Source organism: Mobilicoccus pelagius NBRC 104925 (genome assembly GCF_000247995.1).
Lineage (GTDB): Bacteria > Actinomycetota > Actinomycetes > Actinomycetales > Dermatophilaceae > Mobilicoccus > Mobilicoccus pelagius.
Window position 1 is genome coordinate 81,116 of the sequence record NZ_BAFE01000052.1, and the last position, 15,116, is coordinate 96,231.

Below are 15,116 nucleotides of genomic sequence, written 5' to 3' on the forward strand. Positions count from 1 at the left end.
GGCCAGCATGCCAAACGTCGGGAACCCGGCCGCAACCGGCGCGCGTTGGGTGACAGGGTTGTCGGATCCCCTCGGTACCGTGGGGGCCACATCGAGGACAGCCCGCACGGGCGAACAGGACAGGTGGAGACGGCGTGAGTGAGCAGACCCCCGGCGGACCGCAGGGCGGCGGCGCAGGACGCGACGACGCCGGTGGCGGGTTCGGAGGATTCGGCCCCTTCGGGGGCGGTGGTTCCCCCGGCGGCCCGGGAGGCCCCGGCGGCCCGGGAGGCCCCGGCGGCCCGGGAGGGCCGGGTGGTCCCGGCGGGGCGGACGGCCCCGGAGGCCCCGGTGACGACGACGGCGCACGTCGGTTCGGTGCCGGCGGATTCGGTAACCGTCGCTTCGGCGGCGCCACCGCGACGATGCCCCGACGCCCCAGCCGTGCCGGACTCACCGCGGCGATCGTCCTCGTCGTCCTCGCGGCGTTCGCGGCGCTCACCCATTTCTGGACGGACATCCTCTGGTACGCCTCGACGGGCTACTCGGGGGTCTTCTGGACCAAGCTCGGTGCGCAGCTCGGCACGTTCCTCGTCGGGGCGCTCCTCGTCGGTGGGCTCGTCGCCGCGTCGCTCGTCGTCGCCTACCGCACCCGCCCCGTGTACGCGCCGTCCACACCCCAGCAGGAGGCTATGGACCGGTACCGCGAGGTCCTCGACCCGCTGCGCCGCGGCGGACTCGTCGTCGCCCCGCTGATCTTCGGGTCGTTCGCCGGCCTCGCCGCCGCCGCGCAGTGGCAGAAGATCCTCCTCTGGCTCAACGCTCAGCCGTTCGGCCGGCAGGACCCGACGTTCGGGATGGACATCGGGTTCTTCGTCTTCACGCTGCCGCTGCTGCAGTTCCTCGTGTCCTTCGGCACGATGGCGCTCGTCCTCGCGCTCGTCACGGCGACGGTCACCCACTACATCTACGGCGGTCTCCAGCTCGGCGCGGCGGGCCCGCACACGACGCGGGCGGCCCGCATCCACCTCTCGGTGCTCGCCGCGGTGCTCGTCCTCCTGCGTGCCGTGTCGTACTGGGTCGAGCGGTACGCCCTCACGACCAAGCGCGGCAAGTGGATCACCGGTCTGCAGTACACCGACCAGTACGCGGTGCTGCCCACGAAGGCCGTCCTCGCGATCGCCGCGCTCATCTGCGCCGGCCTCTTCGTCGCGACGATCTGGAGCCACTCCTGGCGGCTCCCCATGATCGCGCTCGCGATGCTCGTCGTCACCTCCGTCGTCGTCGGGAGTCTCTACCCGGCGGCGGTGCAGAGCCTCAAGGTCGTCCCCTCCGAGCAGGGGCTCGAGGCCGACTTCATCCGCAAGAACATCGAGGCCACCCGGCACGCCTACGGCATCGACGGCATCGCCAAGCAGGAGTACAACGCCCAGACCCAGGCCTCCCCGGGCCAGCTGCGGCAGGACGCTGCGACGGTGCCGGGCATCCGCCTCCTCGACCCGACGATCGTCTCCCGCACGTTCACACAGACGCAGGGTCTGCGCCGCTACTACGGCTTCCCCGACGTCCTCGACGTCGACCGGTACGACGTCGAGAATCAGACGCGCGACACCGTCATCGCCGCGCGCGAGCTCGACCTCAACGGCGTCCCCCAGCGCAACTGGGTCAACGACCACACCGTCTACACCCACGGGTACGGCGTCGTCGCCGCCTACGGCAACAAGCAGACGAGCGACGGCGAACCCAACTACTACGTCCGCGACATCCCGCCGCGCGGCGAGCTCGGCGACTTCGAGCCGCGCATCTACTTCGGCGAGCGGTCCCAGGAGTACTCGATCGTCGGGCGCGGCGAGGGGGAGTCCGACCGCGAGCTCGACTACCAGTCGGCCAAGGGCGAGCAGAAGAACACCTACGCCGGGGGCGGCGGTGTGCGCATGAACAACGTCTTCAAGCGCATCGCCTACGCGATCAAGTACCGCGAGTACCGCATCATCCTGTCCGACCAGGTCGGCGACTACTCGACGATGCTCGACCACCGCACCCCCCGGGAGCGCGTCGAGCGGGTCGCGCCGTGGCTCACCCTCGACGGCAACGCCTACCCGGCGGTCGTCGACGGTCGCGTCCAGTGGATCCTCGACGGATACACGACGTCGGCGAACTACCCGTACAGCCAGCTCATCCCGCTGGAGAACGCGACGACCGACGCCGTGACGACGCGGGCGCAGAGCGTCTCGGCCGTCCGCTCCGGCGAGGTCAACTACATCCGCAACTCCGTCAAGGCCACCGTCGACGCCTACACCGGCGAGATCCGCCTCTACGCGTGGGACGACGAGGACCCGATGCTCAAGGCGTGGAGCGGGGCGTTCTCCGAGACGGTGCGACCGATGTCGGAGATCAGCGGCCAGCTCATGTCGCACATGCGCTACCCGGAGGACCTCTTCAAGGTGCAGCGCGACATCATCACGAAGTACCACATCACCGACCCCAACGGCTTCTACACCGGTGGTGAGTACTGGAAGGTGCCGGAGGACCCGACGGCGGGCGACCCACGCCAGGCCGGTCTGCCCGACCAGCCGCCGTACTACCTCTCGATCGCGATGCCGGGGGAGAAGAAGCCCTCGTTCAGCCTCACGACGTCGTTCTCGCCCGTCGGGACCGACCGGCCGTACCTCACCGGGTTCCTCGCCGTCGACTCCGATGCCGGCTCCCAGGCCGGCACCCGGCGTGAGGGGTATGGCAGGATGCGGCTCCTCGACCTGCCGAGCTCGACGAACGTGCCCGGCCCGACGCAGGTGCAGAACCGCATCGACTCCGCGAACGCGAACTCCGACGACTTCGGCCTCACCCTGAGCCAGTTCCTCAACATCAACGGCCAGGGCGGCTCCCGCGTCCACAAGGGCAACCTCCTCACGTTGCCCGTCGGCGGCGGTCTGCTCTACGTCCAGCCCGAGTACGTGAGTGGTGTCGCCGGGTCGACGTACCCGCGGCTCCAGGCCGTCGTCGTCTCCTTCGGCAACGACATCGCCTGGGCGTCCACGCTCGACAAGGCGCTCGACCAGCTCTTCAAGGGCGACTCGGGTGCCAAGGCCGGTGACACGGGCGTCGCGGCGGCACCCAAGCCGGGTGCGTCGCCCTCGCCGTCGGGCGGGGCGACCAAGCCGCAGGAGCTCAAGACGGCGCTCGACCAGGCGCGGGCCCAGTACGAGGCCGGCAAGGCCGCGATGAAGAAGGGCGACTGGGCGGCCTACGGCGAGGCGCAGAAGAAGCTCGACGAGGCGATTCAGCGGGCCGTCGCGCTCCAGCCCGAGGGCGGATCGGTGCACGTCGAGGGCGACCCGTCGGCCTCGCCGTCGGCCCCGGCCTCCTCGCCGAGCTCGACGCCCGCACGCTGACCCGATACCGCGGATCCGATACCGCGGGAGCGACCGCCGTGACGGGGCCTGACGGGGCCCGTCACGGCGGTCGTGTCACGTCGGGGGCGACACGAGGAACGACCGCCGCAAGCGGGCGCTCGGGCGGCCCTGCGGGAGGTGTGGATCGCTCGATTTGGACTGATGAGCATCAGGGGGTAGAGTGGTGTTCACCGACGCGGGGTGGAGCAGTTCGGTAGCTCGCCGGGCTCATAACCCGGAGGTCGCAGGTTCAAATCCTGCCCCCGCTACCACGATCGAAAGCCGCGGTCCTCACGGGCCGCGGCTTTCGCACTGTCCGGGGCTTTCCGTCCGTCCGGTGCTCGATGCCATGGACCTCCGTTGGTGTCGCGGCATCGATCCGGCTGGTTGAATGAGCCCGCAACCCATCATCGACCCGAGAGAGGGCGACAATGCCGAGCACAGTCAAGGGAGTCATCGCGCGTTCGAAGGGGGCACGCGTCGAGCTCGTCGACGTCGTCGTCCCCGACCCGGGCCCTGGCGAGGCCGTCGTCGCGATCCAGGCGTGCGGCGTGTGCCACACCGACCTCCACTACCGGGAGGGTGGCATCGACGACTCCTACCCGTTCCTCCTCGGACACGAGGCCGCGGGCGTCGTCGAGGCCGTGGGCGAGGGTGTCACCGAGGTCGAGCCCGGCGACTTCGTCGTCCTCAACTGGCGCGCCGTGTGCGGCGAGTGCCGTGCCTGTCTCAAGGGGCAGCCGTGGTACTGCTTCGACACCGCCAACGCGACGCAGAAGATGACCCTCACCGACGGCACCGAGCTCACGCCCGCCCTCGGCATCGGCGCGTTCGTCGAGAAGACCCTCGTCGCCGCCGGCCAGTGCACGAAGGTCGACGAGGCCGACCCGGCCGCCGTCGGGCTCCTCGGGTGTGGGGTCATGGCGGGCTTCGGTGCCGCCGTCAACACCGGCGCCGTGCAGCGCGGCGAGTCCGTCGCCGTCTTCGGGTGCGGTGGCGTGGGCGACGCGGCCATCGCGGGCGCGGTCGTCGCGGGCGCGACGACGATCATCGCGGTCGACGTCGACCCCAAGAAGCTCGAGTGGGCCCGCGAGTTCGGCGCGACGCACACGATCGACTCCTCGGCCGAGGACGCCGTCGAACGCATCCGGGAGATCACCGGCGGGTTCGGGGCCGACGTCGTCGTCGAGGCCATCGGTCGCCCCGAGACGTACGAGCAGGCGTTCTACGCCCGTGACCTCGCCGGGCGGGTGGTCCTCGTCGGCGTGCCCACGCCCGACACAGAGGTCACCCTGCCGCTTGCCGAGATCTTCGGCCGCGGCGGCGCCCTCAAGAGCAGCTGGTACGGCGACTGCCTGCCGAGCCGCGACTTCCCCATGCTCGTCTCGCTCTACAAGCAGGGCCGGCTCGATCTCGACCGTTTCGTCAGCGAGCGCATCGGCCTCGGTGACGTCGAGAGCGCGTTCGACAAGATGCGCGAGGGCACCGTGCTGCGATCGGTGGTGGAGCTGTGAGCGCCTCCGAGATCGTCACCACCCCCGGTAGCCGCGAGGGCATCCGCGTCGAGCGCGTCATCACCCGCGGCGTGTTCACCCTCGACGGCGGCGAGTGGGAGGTCGACAACAACATCTGGATCGTCGGTGACGATTCCGAGGTGATCGTCGTCGACGCCGCCCACGAGGCGGGGCCCATCGTCGAGGCCCTCGACGGCCGCACCGTCAAGGCGATCGTCCTCACCCACGGGCACAACGACCACATCAACGCGAGCGACGAGCTCGCGGCGGCGACGGGCGCGCCGCGCCTGCTCCACCCGGCCGACCGCATGCTGTGGGACGCCGAGTTCCCCGACGCCGCGCCCGACGGCGAGCTCGCCGACGGTCAGGTCGTCGAGGTCGCGGGCCTGCCGCTCACCGTGTTCCACACGCCCGGGCACTCTCCGGGTGCGGTATGCCTCCACAGCCCGGACCTCGCCGTCCTCTTCAGCGGCGACACGCTCTTCAATGGCGGGCCGGGCGCGACGGGCCGGTCGTTCAGCGACTTCGACACGATCATCGCCTCGATCACCGATCGCCTGCTCACGCTGCCGGGGGAGACGCTCGTCCTCACCGGCCACGGTGACTCCACGACGATCGGCGACGAGGCGCCGGATCGTCAGAAGTGGATCGACGAGCACGAGGACTGAGCACCCGCGCTCCGGGAGGGTCGGTGCCGCACACGACGTGCGGGGCCGGCCCTCATGTACGTCCGGCCCCGATGCGTCGACGGCTGCATTCCGGGAGCCGTGACCGGGGGTAGCAGCGATCGCCGGGAATCTCGCGCCGAGACGTCGGAGGGGGCGAGCCACTCCTCCGACCACGAACGACCGGAAGGACGGGTTCGTTCGGCCCGAGCGTCCGGCGCGGTCCTCCGACCTGCGCGGACGTCGGTCTTCCCGCCGCGGATACGAGACGGACCCGTCGTTCCTGCTGTTTCCTCACGGTGCGAGAGCACCGAACGCGGGTGTGCCTCGGGTGGTGACGGGTCGTGCCTCGTGGGTCGTAGGCTGGAGCGATGCCGCTGGATTACCCCGTCGAGACCACCACGCTGCCCAACGGTCTGCGTGTCGTCGTCAGTGAGGACCACGCCTCGCCTGTCGTCGCCGTCAACCTGTGGGTGGGCGTCGGGTCGCGCCACGAACAGGAGGGGCGCACGGGGTTCGCGCACCTCTTCGAACACCTCATGTTCCAGGGCTCGCGACACGTCGCGAGCGGGGAGCACTTCTCCGCCCTCATGGGGGTGGGGGCGCGCCTCAACGCGACGACGTGGTTCGACCGCACGAACTACTTCGAGACCCTCCCCTCGGGGGCCCTCGACCTCGCGCTCTGGATGGAGGCCGACCGCCACGGGTACCTCCTCGACGCGGTGACGCAGGAGAACCTCGACAACCAGCGCGACGTCGTCAAGGAGGAGAAGCGGCAGCGGTACGACAACCAGCCGTACGGGGAGGCGCTCCACCACCTGTACGCGAACGTCTTCCCCGAGGGGCACCCATACCACCACTCGACGATCGGCTCGATGGCCGACCTCGACGCGGCGACGCTCGAGGACGTGCACGCGTTCTTCCGCCGCTGGTACCACCCGGGGAACACGGTTCTCACCCTGTGCGGCGACGTCACCCCGGAGGCCGGGTTCGCCGGGGCCGAGCGGTACTTCGGCGACCTCGCTCGGGGCGAGGACGTCCCACCCGCGAGTACCCCGCCGTTGCCGCCGCTGCCGGATCCCGTGCACGTCGACGTCGACCAGGACGTTCCCGCCCCGCGCCTCTACCTCGGGTTCCGGCTGCCGGCCGATCATGCCCCGGAGTTCGACGCCGCGGGCCTCGCCCTCGAGATCCTCGGGGGCACGGCGATCTCGCGGCTCGAGAAGAACCTCGTCCGAGGTGCGGAGATCGCGACGTTCGCCTCGAGCGCCCCGCTCGGCCTCGCCGACGGAACGTCGCTCGGGTTCCTCGCCGCCCAGCCCGCCGAGGGCATCACGCTCACCGAACTCGAGGAGGCGATCGTCGTCGAGCTGACAAGGCTCGCCGAGGAGGGGCCGTCGCCGGTGGAGATGGAGGCCGCGTCCGCGCAGAACGAGCGGGAGTGGCTCTCGACGCTCGCCTCGGTGGAGGAGCGTGCCGACCAGCTCGGGCGCCTCACCACCCTCTACGACGACCCCGAGGGGATCAACACCTACCTCGACCGCCTCGACGCCGTCACGGCCGAAGACGTCCGCCGCGCCGTGGCGACATGGCTGGCGCCGAAGCATCGGGTCGTCGTCGCCTACGCGGGAGGGGCGACGGACGAACCGGTCGCGGACGCCCCGGCAGGGACGGACGCGTCCGGCGCCGCCGACGACCACCCCACGACCGACAGCACTGACACCGCCGCCGACTCCCTGACGAGGGACGGGTCGACGACGGACGAAGGAGAGCAGGCATGAGCACCCGCCCGAGCGTCACCCGGCCCGGCCCGTGGGCGTTCCCGCAGCCGGAGCGCCACGAGACGAGTTGCGGGGCCACGCTGCTCACGTTCGATCTGCCGGGACAGCACGTCGTCTCGGTGCAGGTGACGTGCCCGACACCGCTCGACACCGAGCCCGAGGCGTACGAGGGTGTCGGGTCGATCATGGCCCGCACGCTCGACGAGGGCGCCGGGGGCCGGGACGCCGAGGAGATGGTCGAACTCCTCGAGCGGACGGGAATGTCGATGCACGCCGGGGTGGGGGAGCGGGGTCTTGCCGTGGACCTCGACGTGCCCGGGCGGCGTCTGCCGGAGGCGTTGTCGTTGCTCGTCGACGTCCTCACCAGGCCGACGCTCGGCAAGGACGAGGTCGCCCGGCAGGTGCGGGCGCGTCTCGCCGAGATCGATCAGGAGGACGCGAATCCCGGGATGCGGGCGGCGCGCGAGTTCGCGCGTACGTACTACGCGCCCGGCACGCGGGCGTCCCGCCCGACGGCGGGGGCGCGTGAGACCGTCTCGGCGATCACGCCCGACGTCGTCCGGGCCCGCCACGCGCAGCTCGGGCCGGTGGGGTCGACGATCGTCGTCGCGGGCGACCTGCGCGGACTCGACGTGCGGGCCCTCGTCGAGGAGGCGTTCGCGGGATGGTCGGGACCGGCCGCGGCCGCATCGTCCGGCCCGCACGTGCGGGCGGACGACGCGCACCGTCTCGTCGTCGTCGACCGCCCTGGCAGCGTGCAGAGCGAGTTCCACCTCGGGTGCGCCGGACCGGACCGGCGAGTCGAGGGCGGCTGGGCGCCGTTCCCGGTCGTCGCGTACCTGCTCGGCGGGTCCCCGCACGCCCGGCTCGACGCGGTGCTGCGGGAGGACAAGGGCTTCACGTACGGGATGCGGTCGATGGCCCGGCCTCGGAGCGGCAGCGGGTTGTTCATGACGACGGGGTCGGTGCGCACGGAGGTCACCGCGGAAGCGCTCGACCTCACCCTGTCGATCCTCGACGCCCCCGCGGCGGAGGGCTTCACGGCGACGGAGACGACCGCCGGTGTCGACTACCTCTCGCTCACCGCGCCGGGCCGGTTCGCGACGGCGGACGTCGTCGCCTCCGAGGCCGCCGCGCGGGCGCTGGACGGGCTCGGCACCGAGCACACCTCGGAGGTCCTCGCCGACACCCTCACGCTCACGCCGGAACGTCTCACCGAGGCCTACCGCACCCACGTCGACCGCCGGTGGACGGTGGTGATCGTCGGTGACGCCTCGGTCGTCGTCCCCACCCTCACGACCGATCTGCCCGTGCAGGTCGTGAGCTGAGGTCACGCCGCGGTCGGGCCGGGACGTCGTCGACCCGCGGAGGGCGGGCGGTACGACGACGGCGCCCCTCACGTCGGACGTGAGGGGCGCCGCGGTGTCGTCGGTGGACCACCGTGCGCGGCAAGGCGGTTCGGACTCAGGCGGTGCGAGGACACAGACGCTCGAGGACCTCGTCGTGGAGGAGACCGTTGGTGGCGACGGCGCCCGCACCCCAGGGGCCGTCCTCGCCCTCCAACGAGGTGAACCGGCCGCCGGCCTCGGTGACGATCGGCACGAGCGCGGCCATGTCGTACACCTCGAGCTGCGGTTCGGCGGCGATGTCGACGGCACCCTCGGCGACGAGCATGTACGACCAGAAGTCGCCGTACGCGCGGGTGCGCCACACCTCCTCGCCGAGGTCGAGGAACTGGTCACGCAACCCGGCCTCGGTCCACTCCGATATCTCCGAGTGGGAGAGCGACGCGTCGGCCACCGACGAGACCGAGGAGACGCGCATCCGCTTCGCTCCCGCGAGGGAACGGCCCGTCCAGGCGCCGGTGCCCTTCGCCGCCCACCATCGCCGGTTGAGCGCCGGGGCGCTCACGAGACCGATGACGACCTCGTCGTCCTCGACGAGCGCCATGAGCGTCGCCCACACGGGGACGCCACGGACGTAGTTCTTCGTGCCGTCGATCGGGTCGATGATCCACTTGCGGTTGCCGTGGCCGGTGGTGCCGCCCTCCTCGCCCTGCACCGCGTCGCGAGAACGGGCGCGCTTGAGGTAGGACCGGATGAGGTCCTCGGCGTCCTTGTCGGCGTCGCTCACCGGGGTGAGGTCGGGCTTGGTCTCGACGACGAGGTCCTCGGCCTGATAGCGCGCCATCGTGATGCGTTCGACGGAATCGGCGAGGACGTGGGCGAGACGGAGATCGTCGGTGTAATCGGGCACGACGACACGCTATCGCCCGAACCGCGGGTACGGGGCGCAGGCCTCACTCGGCGGTGTCCGTGTTGCCGTGGGGCGAGGCGTTCCTCGGGGTCCGAGACGCCGTGCCGACACCCGCCCCGTCTCCTCGCGCAGAGGGTGGGGCGGGGGGCGGGGGGCGGTCCTTCGGGGGCCCTGGTCAGTCCTCGGGGTCCCGGTCAGTCCTCGGGGTCCTCGTAGGGGCTGTGGGCCTCCTCGCCGACGGTGGAGGCGTGGTCGGGGACCTCGAGCTGCAGCGACCGGTCGGTACGCTGGTATCCCGTCGACGGTGGACGCTTGGGCAGCTTGAGCTTGGGCTGCTCGATGTGCTCGTAGGGCACCGAGTGGAGGAGGTGGGCGATCATGTTGATCCGTGCCGCCCGCTTGTCGTCGCTCTCGACGACGTTCCACCGCGCCTCGGGGATGTCGGTGTGGACGAACATGTCGTCCTTCGCGCGGCTGTACTCCTCCCAGCGCGTGAGGGATTCGAGGTCGGTGGGCGAAAGCTTCCAGCGGCGCATCGGGTCGGTGAGGCGCGACTCGAACCGCTTGAGCTGCTCGTGGTCGCTCACCGAGAACCAGTACTTTCGCAGCATGATTCCGTCCTCGATGAGCATCCGCTCGAAGATGGGGGTCTGGCGGAGGAACCGGCGGTACTCCTCCGCGGAGCAGTAGCCCATGACCCGCTCGACGCCGGCGCGGTTGTACCAGGAACGATCGAACAGGCGGATCTCACCGGCGGCGGGAAGGTGCTCGACGTACCGCTGGAAGTACCACTGCGTCTTCTGTCGCTCCGTCGGTGCCGGCAGCGCGACGATCTGGGCGGCGCGGGGGTTGAGGTACTCACTCACCCGCTTGATCGCGCCGCCCTTGCCGGCCGCGTCACGACCTTCGAATATGACGACGAGCCGCTGCCCGGTCTCCTTGATCCACTGCTGCATGTCGACGAGTTCCTGCTGCAGCCGGAGCAGTTCGGCCTCGTAGACGCCCTTCTTCATCTTCTTTTGTGAACCCATCCTCCGATGATGTCACTCCCGCTTCCGGGTGCCCCTCGGCCGGACGACGGATCCTGGGCCGGTCCGCGGCACCGCACCTCGCGGTCGCCCCGCGGGGAGGCGGACCGGCCCCGGGCAGGGGACGCCCGGGGTCAGGCGTCGGGGCGGTCGTGCTCGCGGGGTTCGGTGCGGGCACGGAGGAGGCGCCGCAACGAGTCGAGTCGTGCCGGCCCCGCGGGCCCGGCCTGCCCGGAGGCCACCCAGGCATCGAGCCCGCACTCCTCCTCGTCGTGGCTGCAGCCGCGGGGGCAACCGTCGAGTCCACCGGCGAGCTCGGAGAAGTGGGTGACGATGCGGTCGGGGTCGATGTGCGCGAGCCCGAACGAGCGGACTCCGGGGGTGTCGACGATCCAGCCGCGTCGGCCCTCGTCGTCCACCGGCAGCTCGAGCGCGATCGCCGAGGTCGACGTGTGGCGTCCGCGACCCGTGACGTCGTTGACGTGGCCGGTCGCGCGGTCCGCGTCGGGGACGAGGGCATTGACGAGGGTGGACTTGCCGACCCCGGAGTGGCCGACGAGCACGCTCACCCGCCCGGTGAGCAGCTCGCGCACCTCCTCGACACCGACGATGCGGTGGCGCCCGAGGTGGGTGGTGTCCGAGGCGTCGTCGGGAACGACGTCGTCGTCGGCGAAGGACGTGACGACGACGGGGACATCGAGCGGCCGGTACATGTCGAGCACGTCCGGCGGGTTCTCCGGGTCGATGCGGTCGGCCTTCGTGAGGACGAGGAGCGGGGTGAGGCCCGCGTCATAGGCCGCGACGAGGCAGCGGTCGATCATGCGCGGTCGTGGCTCGGGGTCGGCGAGGGCGGTGACGACGACGAGCTGGTCGGCGTTGGCGACGATGACCCGCTCGACGGGGTCGGTGTCGTCGGCCGTGCGTCGCAGGACGGAGCGTCGGGGCTCGATGCGGACGATGCGGGCGAGCCGGTCGGGGCCGCCGCGGATGTCGCCGACGAGCGCGACGTCGTCGCCGACGACGGCGGCCTTGCGGCCGAGTTCGCGTGCGCGCATCGCGATGACGAGGTGGCCCTCGACACGGACGGTGTAGCGCCCGCGGTCGACGGTGATGACGGTGCCGATCACCGCGTCCTCGTGGCGGGGCCGTTCCTTGGTGCGGGGGCGGGAGCCGCGGCGTCCGGGGCGGACGCGGACGTCGCTCTCGTCGTAGCGGTCGGCGAGACGGCTCACGCGGGGGCCGTCCCGGCGACCATGGCCTCCCACATGCCGGGGAAGTCGGGGAGGGTCTTGCCCGTCGTCGCGACGTCCTCGACGAGGACGCCGGGGATGGCGAGCCCGAGGACGGCGGCGGCCATCGCCATGCGGTGGTCGGCGTACGTGTGGATCGTCGCGGGGCGCGGCGGGCCGGGAACGACGTGCAGGGCGTCCTCGGTGACCTCGACGCGGCCGCCGACCTTCTCGATCTCGCGGGCGAGGGCGGCGAGCCGATCGGTCTCGTGTCCGCGGAGGTGGGAGATGCCCCGCAGCCAGCTGGGGGAGTCCGCGACGGCGGCGACCGCGGCGACGACCGGGGTGAGCTCGCCCGCGTCGTGAAGGTCGACGTCGAGACCGCTCGGGCGGTCGGGGCCGGTGACGGTGAGCCCGTCGCGGTCGAGGGCGACGTCGCCGCCCATCGCGTCGAAGACGTCGCGGATGTGATCGCCCGCCTGAGTCGTGTGGTGCGGCCAGTCGGGGACGTGGATGCGCCCGCCGGTGACCATCGCGCCGGCGAGGAACGCGGCGGCGTTGGAGAGGTCGGGTTCGACGACGACGTCGAGGGGGAGGATCGGGCCGGGGTCGACGGTCCACCGGTCGGGTTCGCAGTCGTCGACGGTGACGCCGGCGTCGCGGAGCGCCTCGACCGTCATGACGACGTGGGGCGCGCTGGGCAGGGGGTCGCCGCGGTGGACGACGGTGACGCCGCGGTCGAAGCGGGGGGCCGCGAGCAGCAGACCGGAGACGAACTGGGAGCTCGCCGAGGCGTCCATCTCGACGCGGCCGCCGGGGATCTCACCCCGGCCGTGGACGGTGAACGGCATGCGGCCGTCGCCGTCGTCGCTGATCTCGACGCCGAGGTCGCGCAGGGCGCGCAGGCCGGTCGCGACGGGGCGGGTGCGCGCTCCGGGGTCGCCGTCGAAGCGCACGGGGCCGTCGGCGAGGGCGGCGACCGGGGGGACGAACCGCATCACGGTGCCGGCGAGGCCGCAGTCGACGTCGACGCCACCGCGGATCGGGCCCGGCTCGACGATCCAGTCGCCGTCGGGGGCGTCGATCACCCGGGTGCCGAGAGCCCGCAGCGCGGCGGCCATGAGTTCGGTGTCACGGCTGCGGAGCGGCAGCCGCAGGCGCGAAGGGCCGTCGGCGAGCGCCGCGAGGACGAGGTAGCGGTTCGTGAGGGACTTGCTGCCCGGCAACCGCACCGTCGCGTCGACCGGGGTCGGACGCGACGGCGCGGGCCAGGGATCGGGATGGGGAGCCACCGGTCGGGAGACCTCGTCGATCAGGAGACGGCGAGCTTGGCCTGCGCCTTGGCGAGGCGGGCCTCGCGGCGGGCGCTCTTGGCGACGTTCTGTGCGCGCCAGGCGAGACCCGGCTTGCCCTCGGTGTCGACCGCGGCGAGCATGACGCCGCCGAGGAGGCCGAGGTTCTTCATGAACTGGATCTCCTGCATCTTGCGGGCGCCGGGCTCGCGCTCGGTCCAGAACGTGTGGCCGACGAGCGTCGTCGGAACGAGGGACGCGGCGAGCATCGTGCTCGCGACGCGCGGCATGCGGCCGGTGGCGAGCATCGCGCCGGAGAGCGCCATGAGGGCACCGTTCGCGCGGACCATCATCTCGGGGTCGTTCGGGGTGCCCGCGAGCTCGGAGGCCTTCTCGGTGAGCGGAGCGGCGAGCTCGACGCGGCCGCCCGGGTGACGCAGCGCGTCGATCCCTCCGGTGACGAACACGGCAGCGAGCATGGGGCGGGCGAGTCGGCGGATCATCGTGTCTCCTTCGAAGGATCGAGTCGTGGGCGTGTCTCCGCGAGGGGAGGGCGCCCGCTCCTACCGTAATGGCCGCCGCCGACACCCGCGCGTCGCGGTGGCGGTGCGTCTCGCGCCCGGGGGTGGGCGGGCGGCGAGCGGTGTCGGAGGCCCCGGCGCCGGCGGGCAGTGGGACACGTCCGTCCGGGGTGGCGATCGCACCCGCAGGGGTGACGGGCCTCACGGTCTTCGTGCGCGACCTCCGTGCGCGCCCCGCGGACCCGCATCCGCACGGGGAGGGTCGGTGTCCTGGTCGCTGCACGAGGCGCGACGAATCGTGCTCGAGCCCGCGCACCGAGTGGCGCCCGCGCCCGTGCAGGGGCGACGATCGGGCGACCAGGGCGTCGACGGGAGTCGGCGCGGAGTGCTCGTGAGACGCGACGGCGTGGGCCGTGCGGGACGGAGGAGCGATGTGCGGCAGATACGCCTCGTCGGCGAGCAACGCCGATCTGCTCGAGGAGTTCGACGTCGCACTCGACCGGACCGACGCGCCCGTCCGGTCGATCCTCGCGGCACCGCAGGACCCGCCCGCGGGCACGGCCGACCACAACATCGCCCCGAGCAAGAACGTCCGGGTCGTCCTCGAGCGTCCGCCGCGTCCTGAGGAGGGCGTCGACGGCGACGACGAGGCGTCGGAGGAGCCCGTACGTCAGTTGCGGCTGCTCACGTGGGGTCTCGTCCCCTCGTGGTCGAAGGATCCCTCCGTCGGCTCCCGGATGTTCAACGCCCGCGCCGAAACCGTGCTCGAGAAGCCCGCGTTCCGCGCCGCCGGGCTCCGTCGGCGTGCGCTCGTCCCCGCTGACGGCTGGTACGAGTGGCAGCGGAGTCCCACGGTGACGGTGCGGGGAAAGCCGCGTCGGCAGCCGTTCTTCATCCACCGGGGCGACGACGTGCCGCTCGCCTTCGCCGGGCTCTACGAGTTCTGGAAGGACCCGGCGGGCGATCCCGCCGACCCGAGGACGTGGCTCGCGAGCGTCTCCATCGTCACGACGGCCGCCGAACCGGGGCTCGACCGCGTCCACGACCGGCAACCGCTCGTCCTCGAACCGGAGGACTGGGGGCGTTGGCTCGACCCACGCGTCGACGACCGCGACGAGATCGCCGCGATGCTCGCGTTCGCCCGGCCCGGCCGCTTCGAGGCCCGCCCCGTGGGTCGGGCCGTCGGCTCCTCCCGCGTCAACGGTCCCGATCTGCGCATCCCGGCGCCCGTCGAGGAGCTCGAGGGTGTCGTCGACCCGACGACCGGCGAGATCATCGGCTGACCCCCGCGGTCGGGCCGCCCCTTCCGTGCAGCTCCGGTGGCGACACACCACCGCGGGGCGAGGGGTGTGGTCGTGCAGCCGCGGGTCCGGCGCCGCCGGCCGGGATCCGTGCGGCGGCGGGAATGGACGGCGGCCCCGATGTCGTTGACCCCGGAGTCCGCACGCCAGGCCCAAGG

The 15,116-nt window shown here is 72.0% G+C and carries 11 protein-coding genes and 1 tRNA gene; 7 read left to right on the forward strand and 5 right to left on the reverse strand.

Annotated elements, in window-relative coordinates:
* Positions 1-134 precede the first annotated feature (134 nt).
* From MOPEL_RS07755 to MOPEL_RS07780, 6 genes are all read left to right on the forward strand, one after another.
* Positions 135-3,371 carry a UPF0182 family membrane protein gene (locus MOPEL_RS07755; protein ID WP_009482326.1) on the forward strand — a complete coding sequence of 1,079 codons (3,237 nt, stop codon included), beginning with the start codon at positions 135-137 and terminating at the stop codon, positions 3,369-3,371.
* Between the two features lie 195 nt (positions 3,372-3,566).
* A tRNA-Met gene (locus MOPEL_RS07760) sits at positions 3,567-3,643 on the forward strand.
* Between the two features lie 159 nt (positions 3,644-3,802).
* Positions 3,803-4,885: an S-(hydroxymethyl)mycothiol dehydrogenase gene (locus MOPEL_RS07765; RefSeq protein ID WP_009482327.1), complete on the forward strand. Its 1,083-nt coding sequence runs from the start codon at positions 3,803-3,805 to the stop codon at positions 4,883-4,885.
* Entirely contained in the window at positions 4,882-5,553 is a 672-nt protein-coding gene (locus MOPEL_RS07770) for an MBL fold metallo-hydrolase (RefSeq protein ID WP_009482328.1), read from the forward strand. Before MOPEL_RS07765 ends, MOPEL_RS07770 begins: the two co-directional genes overlap by 4 nt.
* 368 nt (positions 5,554-5,921) lie before the next feature.
* The gene (locus MOPEL_RS07775; protein ID WP_009482329.1) at positions 5,922-7,331 is read left to right on the forward strand and encodes a M16 family metallopeptidase; all 1,410 of its coding nucleotides are present in this window, start codon (positions 5,922-5,924) and stop codon (positions 7,329-7,331) included.
* On the forward strand, positions 7,328-8,659 hold the full coding sequence (locus tag MOPEL_RS07780) for a M16 family metallopeptidase (protein WP_009482330.1): 1,332 nt from the start codon (positions 7,328-7,330) through the stop codon (positions 8,657-8,659). Before MOPEL_RS07775 ends, MOPEL_RS07780 begins: the two co-directional genes overlap by 4 nt.
* A gap of 136 nt (positions 8,660-8,795) precedes the next feature.
* On the opposite strand, the gene hisN is transcribed toward MOPEL_RS07780, so the two are convergent.
* The 5 genes from hisN to MOPEL_RS07805 all read right to left on the reverse strand — a co-directional run bounded on the left by hisN (position 8,796) and on the right by MOPEL_RS07805 (position 13,639).
* A complete protein-coding gene (hisN, locus tag MOPEL_RS07785) occupies positions 8,796-9,587 on the reverse strand; it encodes a histidinol-phosphatase (protein ID WP_009482331.1) in 792 nt (263 codons plus the stop codon).
* Between the two features lie 194 nt (positions 9,588-9,781).
* Positions 9,782-10,618: a polyphosphate kinase 2 gene (gene ppk2, locus MOPEL_RS07790; protein ID WP_009482332.1), complete on the reverse strand. Its 837-nt coding sequence runs from the start codon at positions 10,616-10,618 to the stop codon at positions 9,782-9,784.
* Between the two features lie 131 nt (positions 10,619-10,749).
* Positions 10,750-11,847, reverse strand: coding sequence for a ribosome small subunit-dependent GTPase A (rsgA, locus tag MOPEL_RS07795; protein ID WP_009482333.1), 1,098 nt, complete (start codon positions 11,845-11,847; stop codon positions 10,750-10,752).
* Complete coding sequence (gene aroA, locus MOPEL_RS07800; RefSeq protein ID WP_009482334.1) at positions 11,844-13,136, reverse strand: 3-phosphoshikimate 1-carboxyvinyltransferase; 1,293 nt, start codon at positions 13,134-13,136, stop codon at positions 11,844-11,846. Before aroA ends, rsgA begins: the two co-directional genes overlap by 4 nt.
* A gap of 20 nt (positions 13,137-13,156) precedes the next feature.
* Positions 13,157-13,639: a DoxX family protein gene (locus tag MOPEL_RS07805; RefSeq protein ID WP_009482335.1), complete on the reverse strand. Its 483-nt coding sequence runs from the start codon at positions 13,637-13,639 to the stop codon at positions 13,157-13,159.
* Positions 13,640-14,088: 449 nt separating this feature from the next.
* Between MOPEL_RS07805 and MOPEL_RS07810 the strand changes: the two genes are divergently transcribed.
* Entirely contained in the window at positions 14,089-14,940 is an 852-nt protein-coding gene (locus MOPEL_RS07810) for an SOS response-associated peptidase (RefSeq protein WP_009482336.1), read from the forward strand.
* The last annotated feature ends 176 nt before the right edge of the window (positions 14,941-15,116 follow it).

Bases quoted from the DNA above. Each gene is read 5' to 3' on its own strand.
- MOPEL_RS07765 (WP_009482327.1), top strand. From the start codon at position 3,803: ATGCCGAGCACAGTCAAGGGAGTCATCGCGCGTTCGAAGGGGGCACGC.
- MOPEL_RS07775 (WP_009482329.1), top strand. From the start codon at position 5,922: ATGCCGCTGGATTACCCCGTCGAGACCACCACGCTGCCCAACGGTCTG.
- MOPEL_RS07780 (WP_009482330.1), top strand. From the start codon at position 7,328: ATGAGCACCCGCCCGAGCGTCACCCGGCCCGGCCCGTGGGCGTTCCCG.
- ppk2 (WP_009482332.1), bottom strand. From the start codon at position 10,618: ATGGGTTCACAAAAGAAGATGAAGAAGGGCGTCTACGAGGCCGAACTG.
- MOPEL_RS07805 (WP_009482335.1), bottom strand. From the start codon at position 13,639: ATGATCCGCCGACTCGCCCGCCCCATGCTCGCTGCCGTGTTCGTCACC.
- MOPEL_RS07810 (WP_009482336.1), top strand. From the start codon at position 14,089: ATGTGCGGCAGATACGCCTCGTCGGCGAGCAACGCCGATCTGCTCGAG.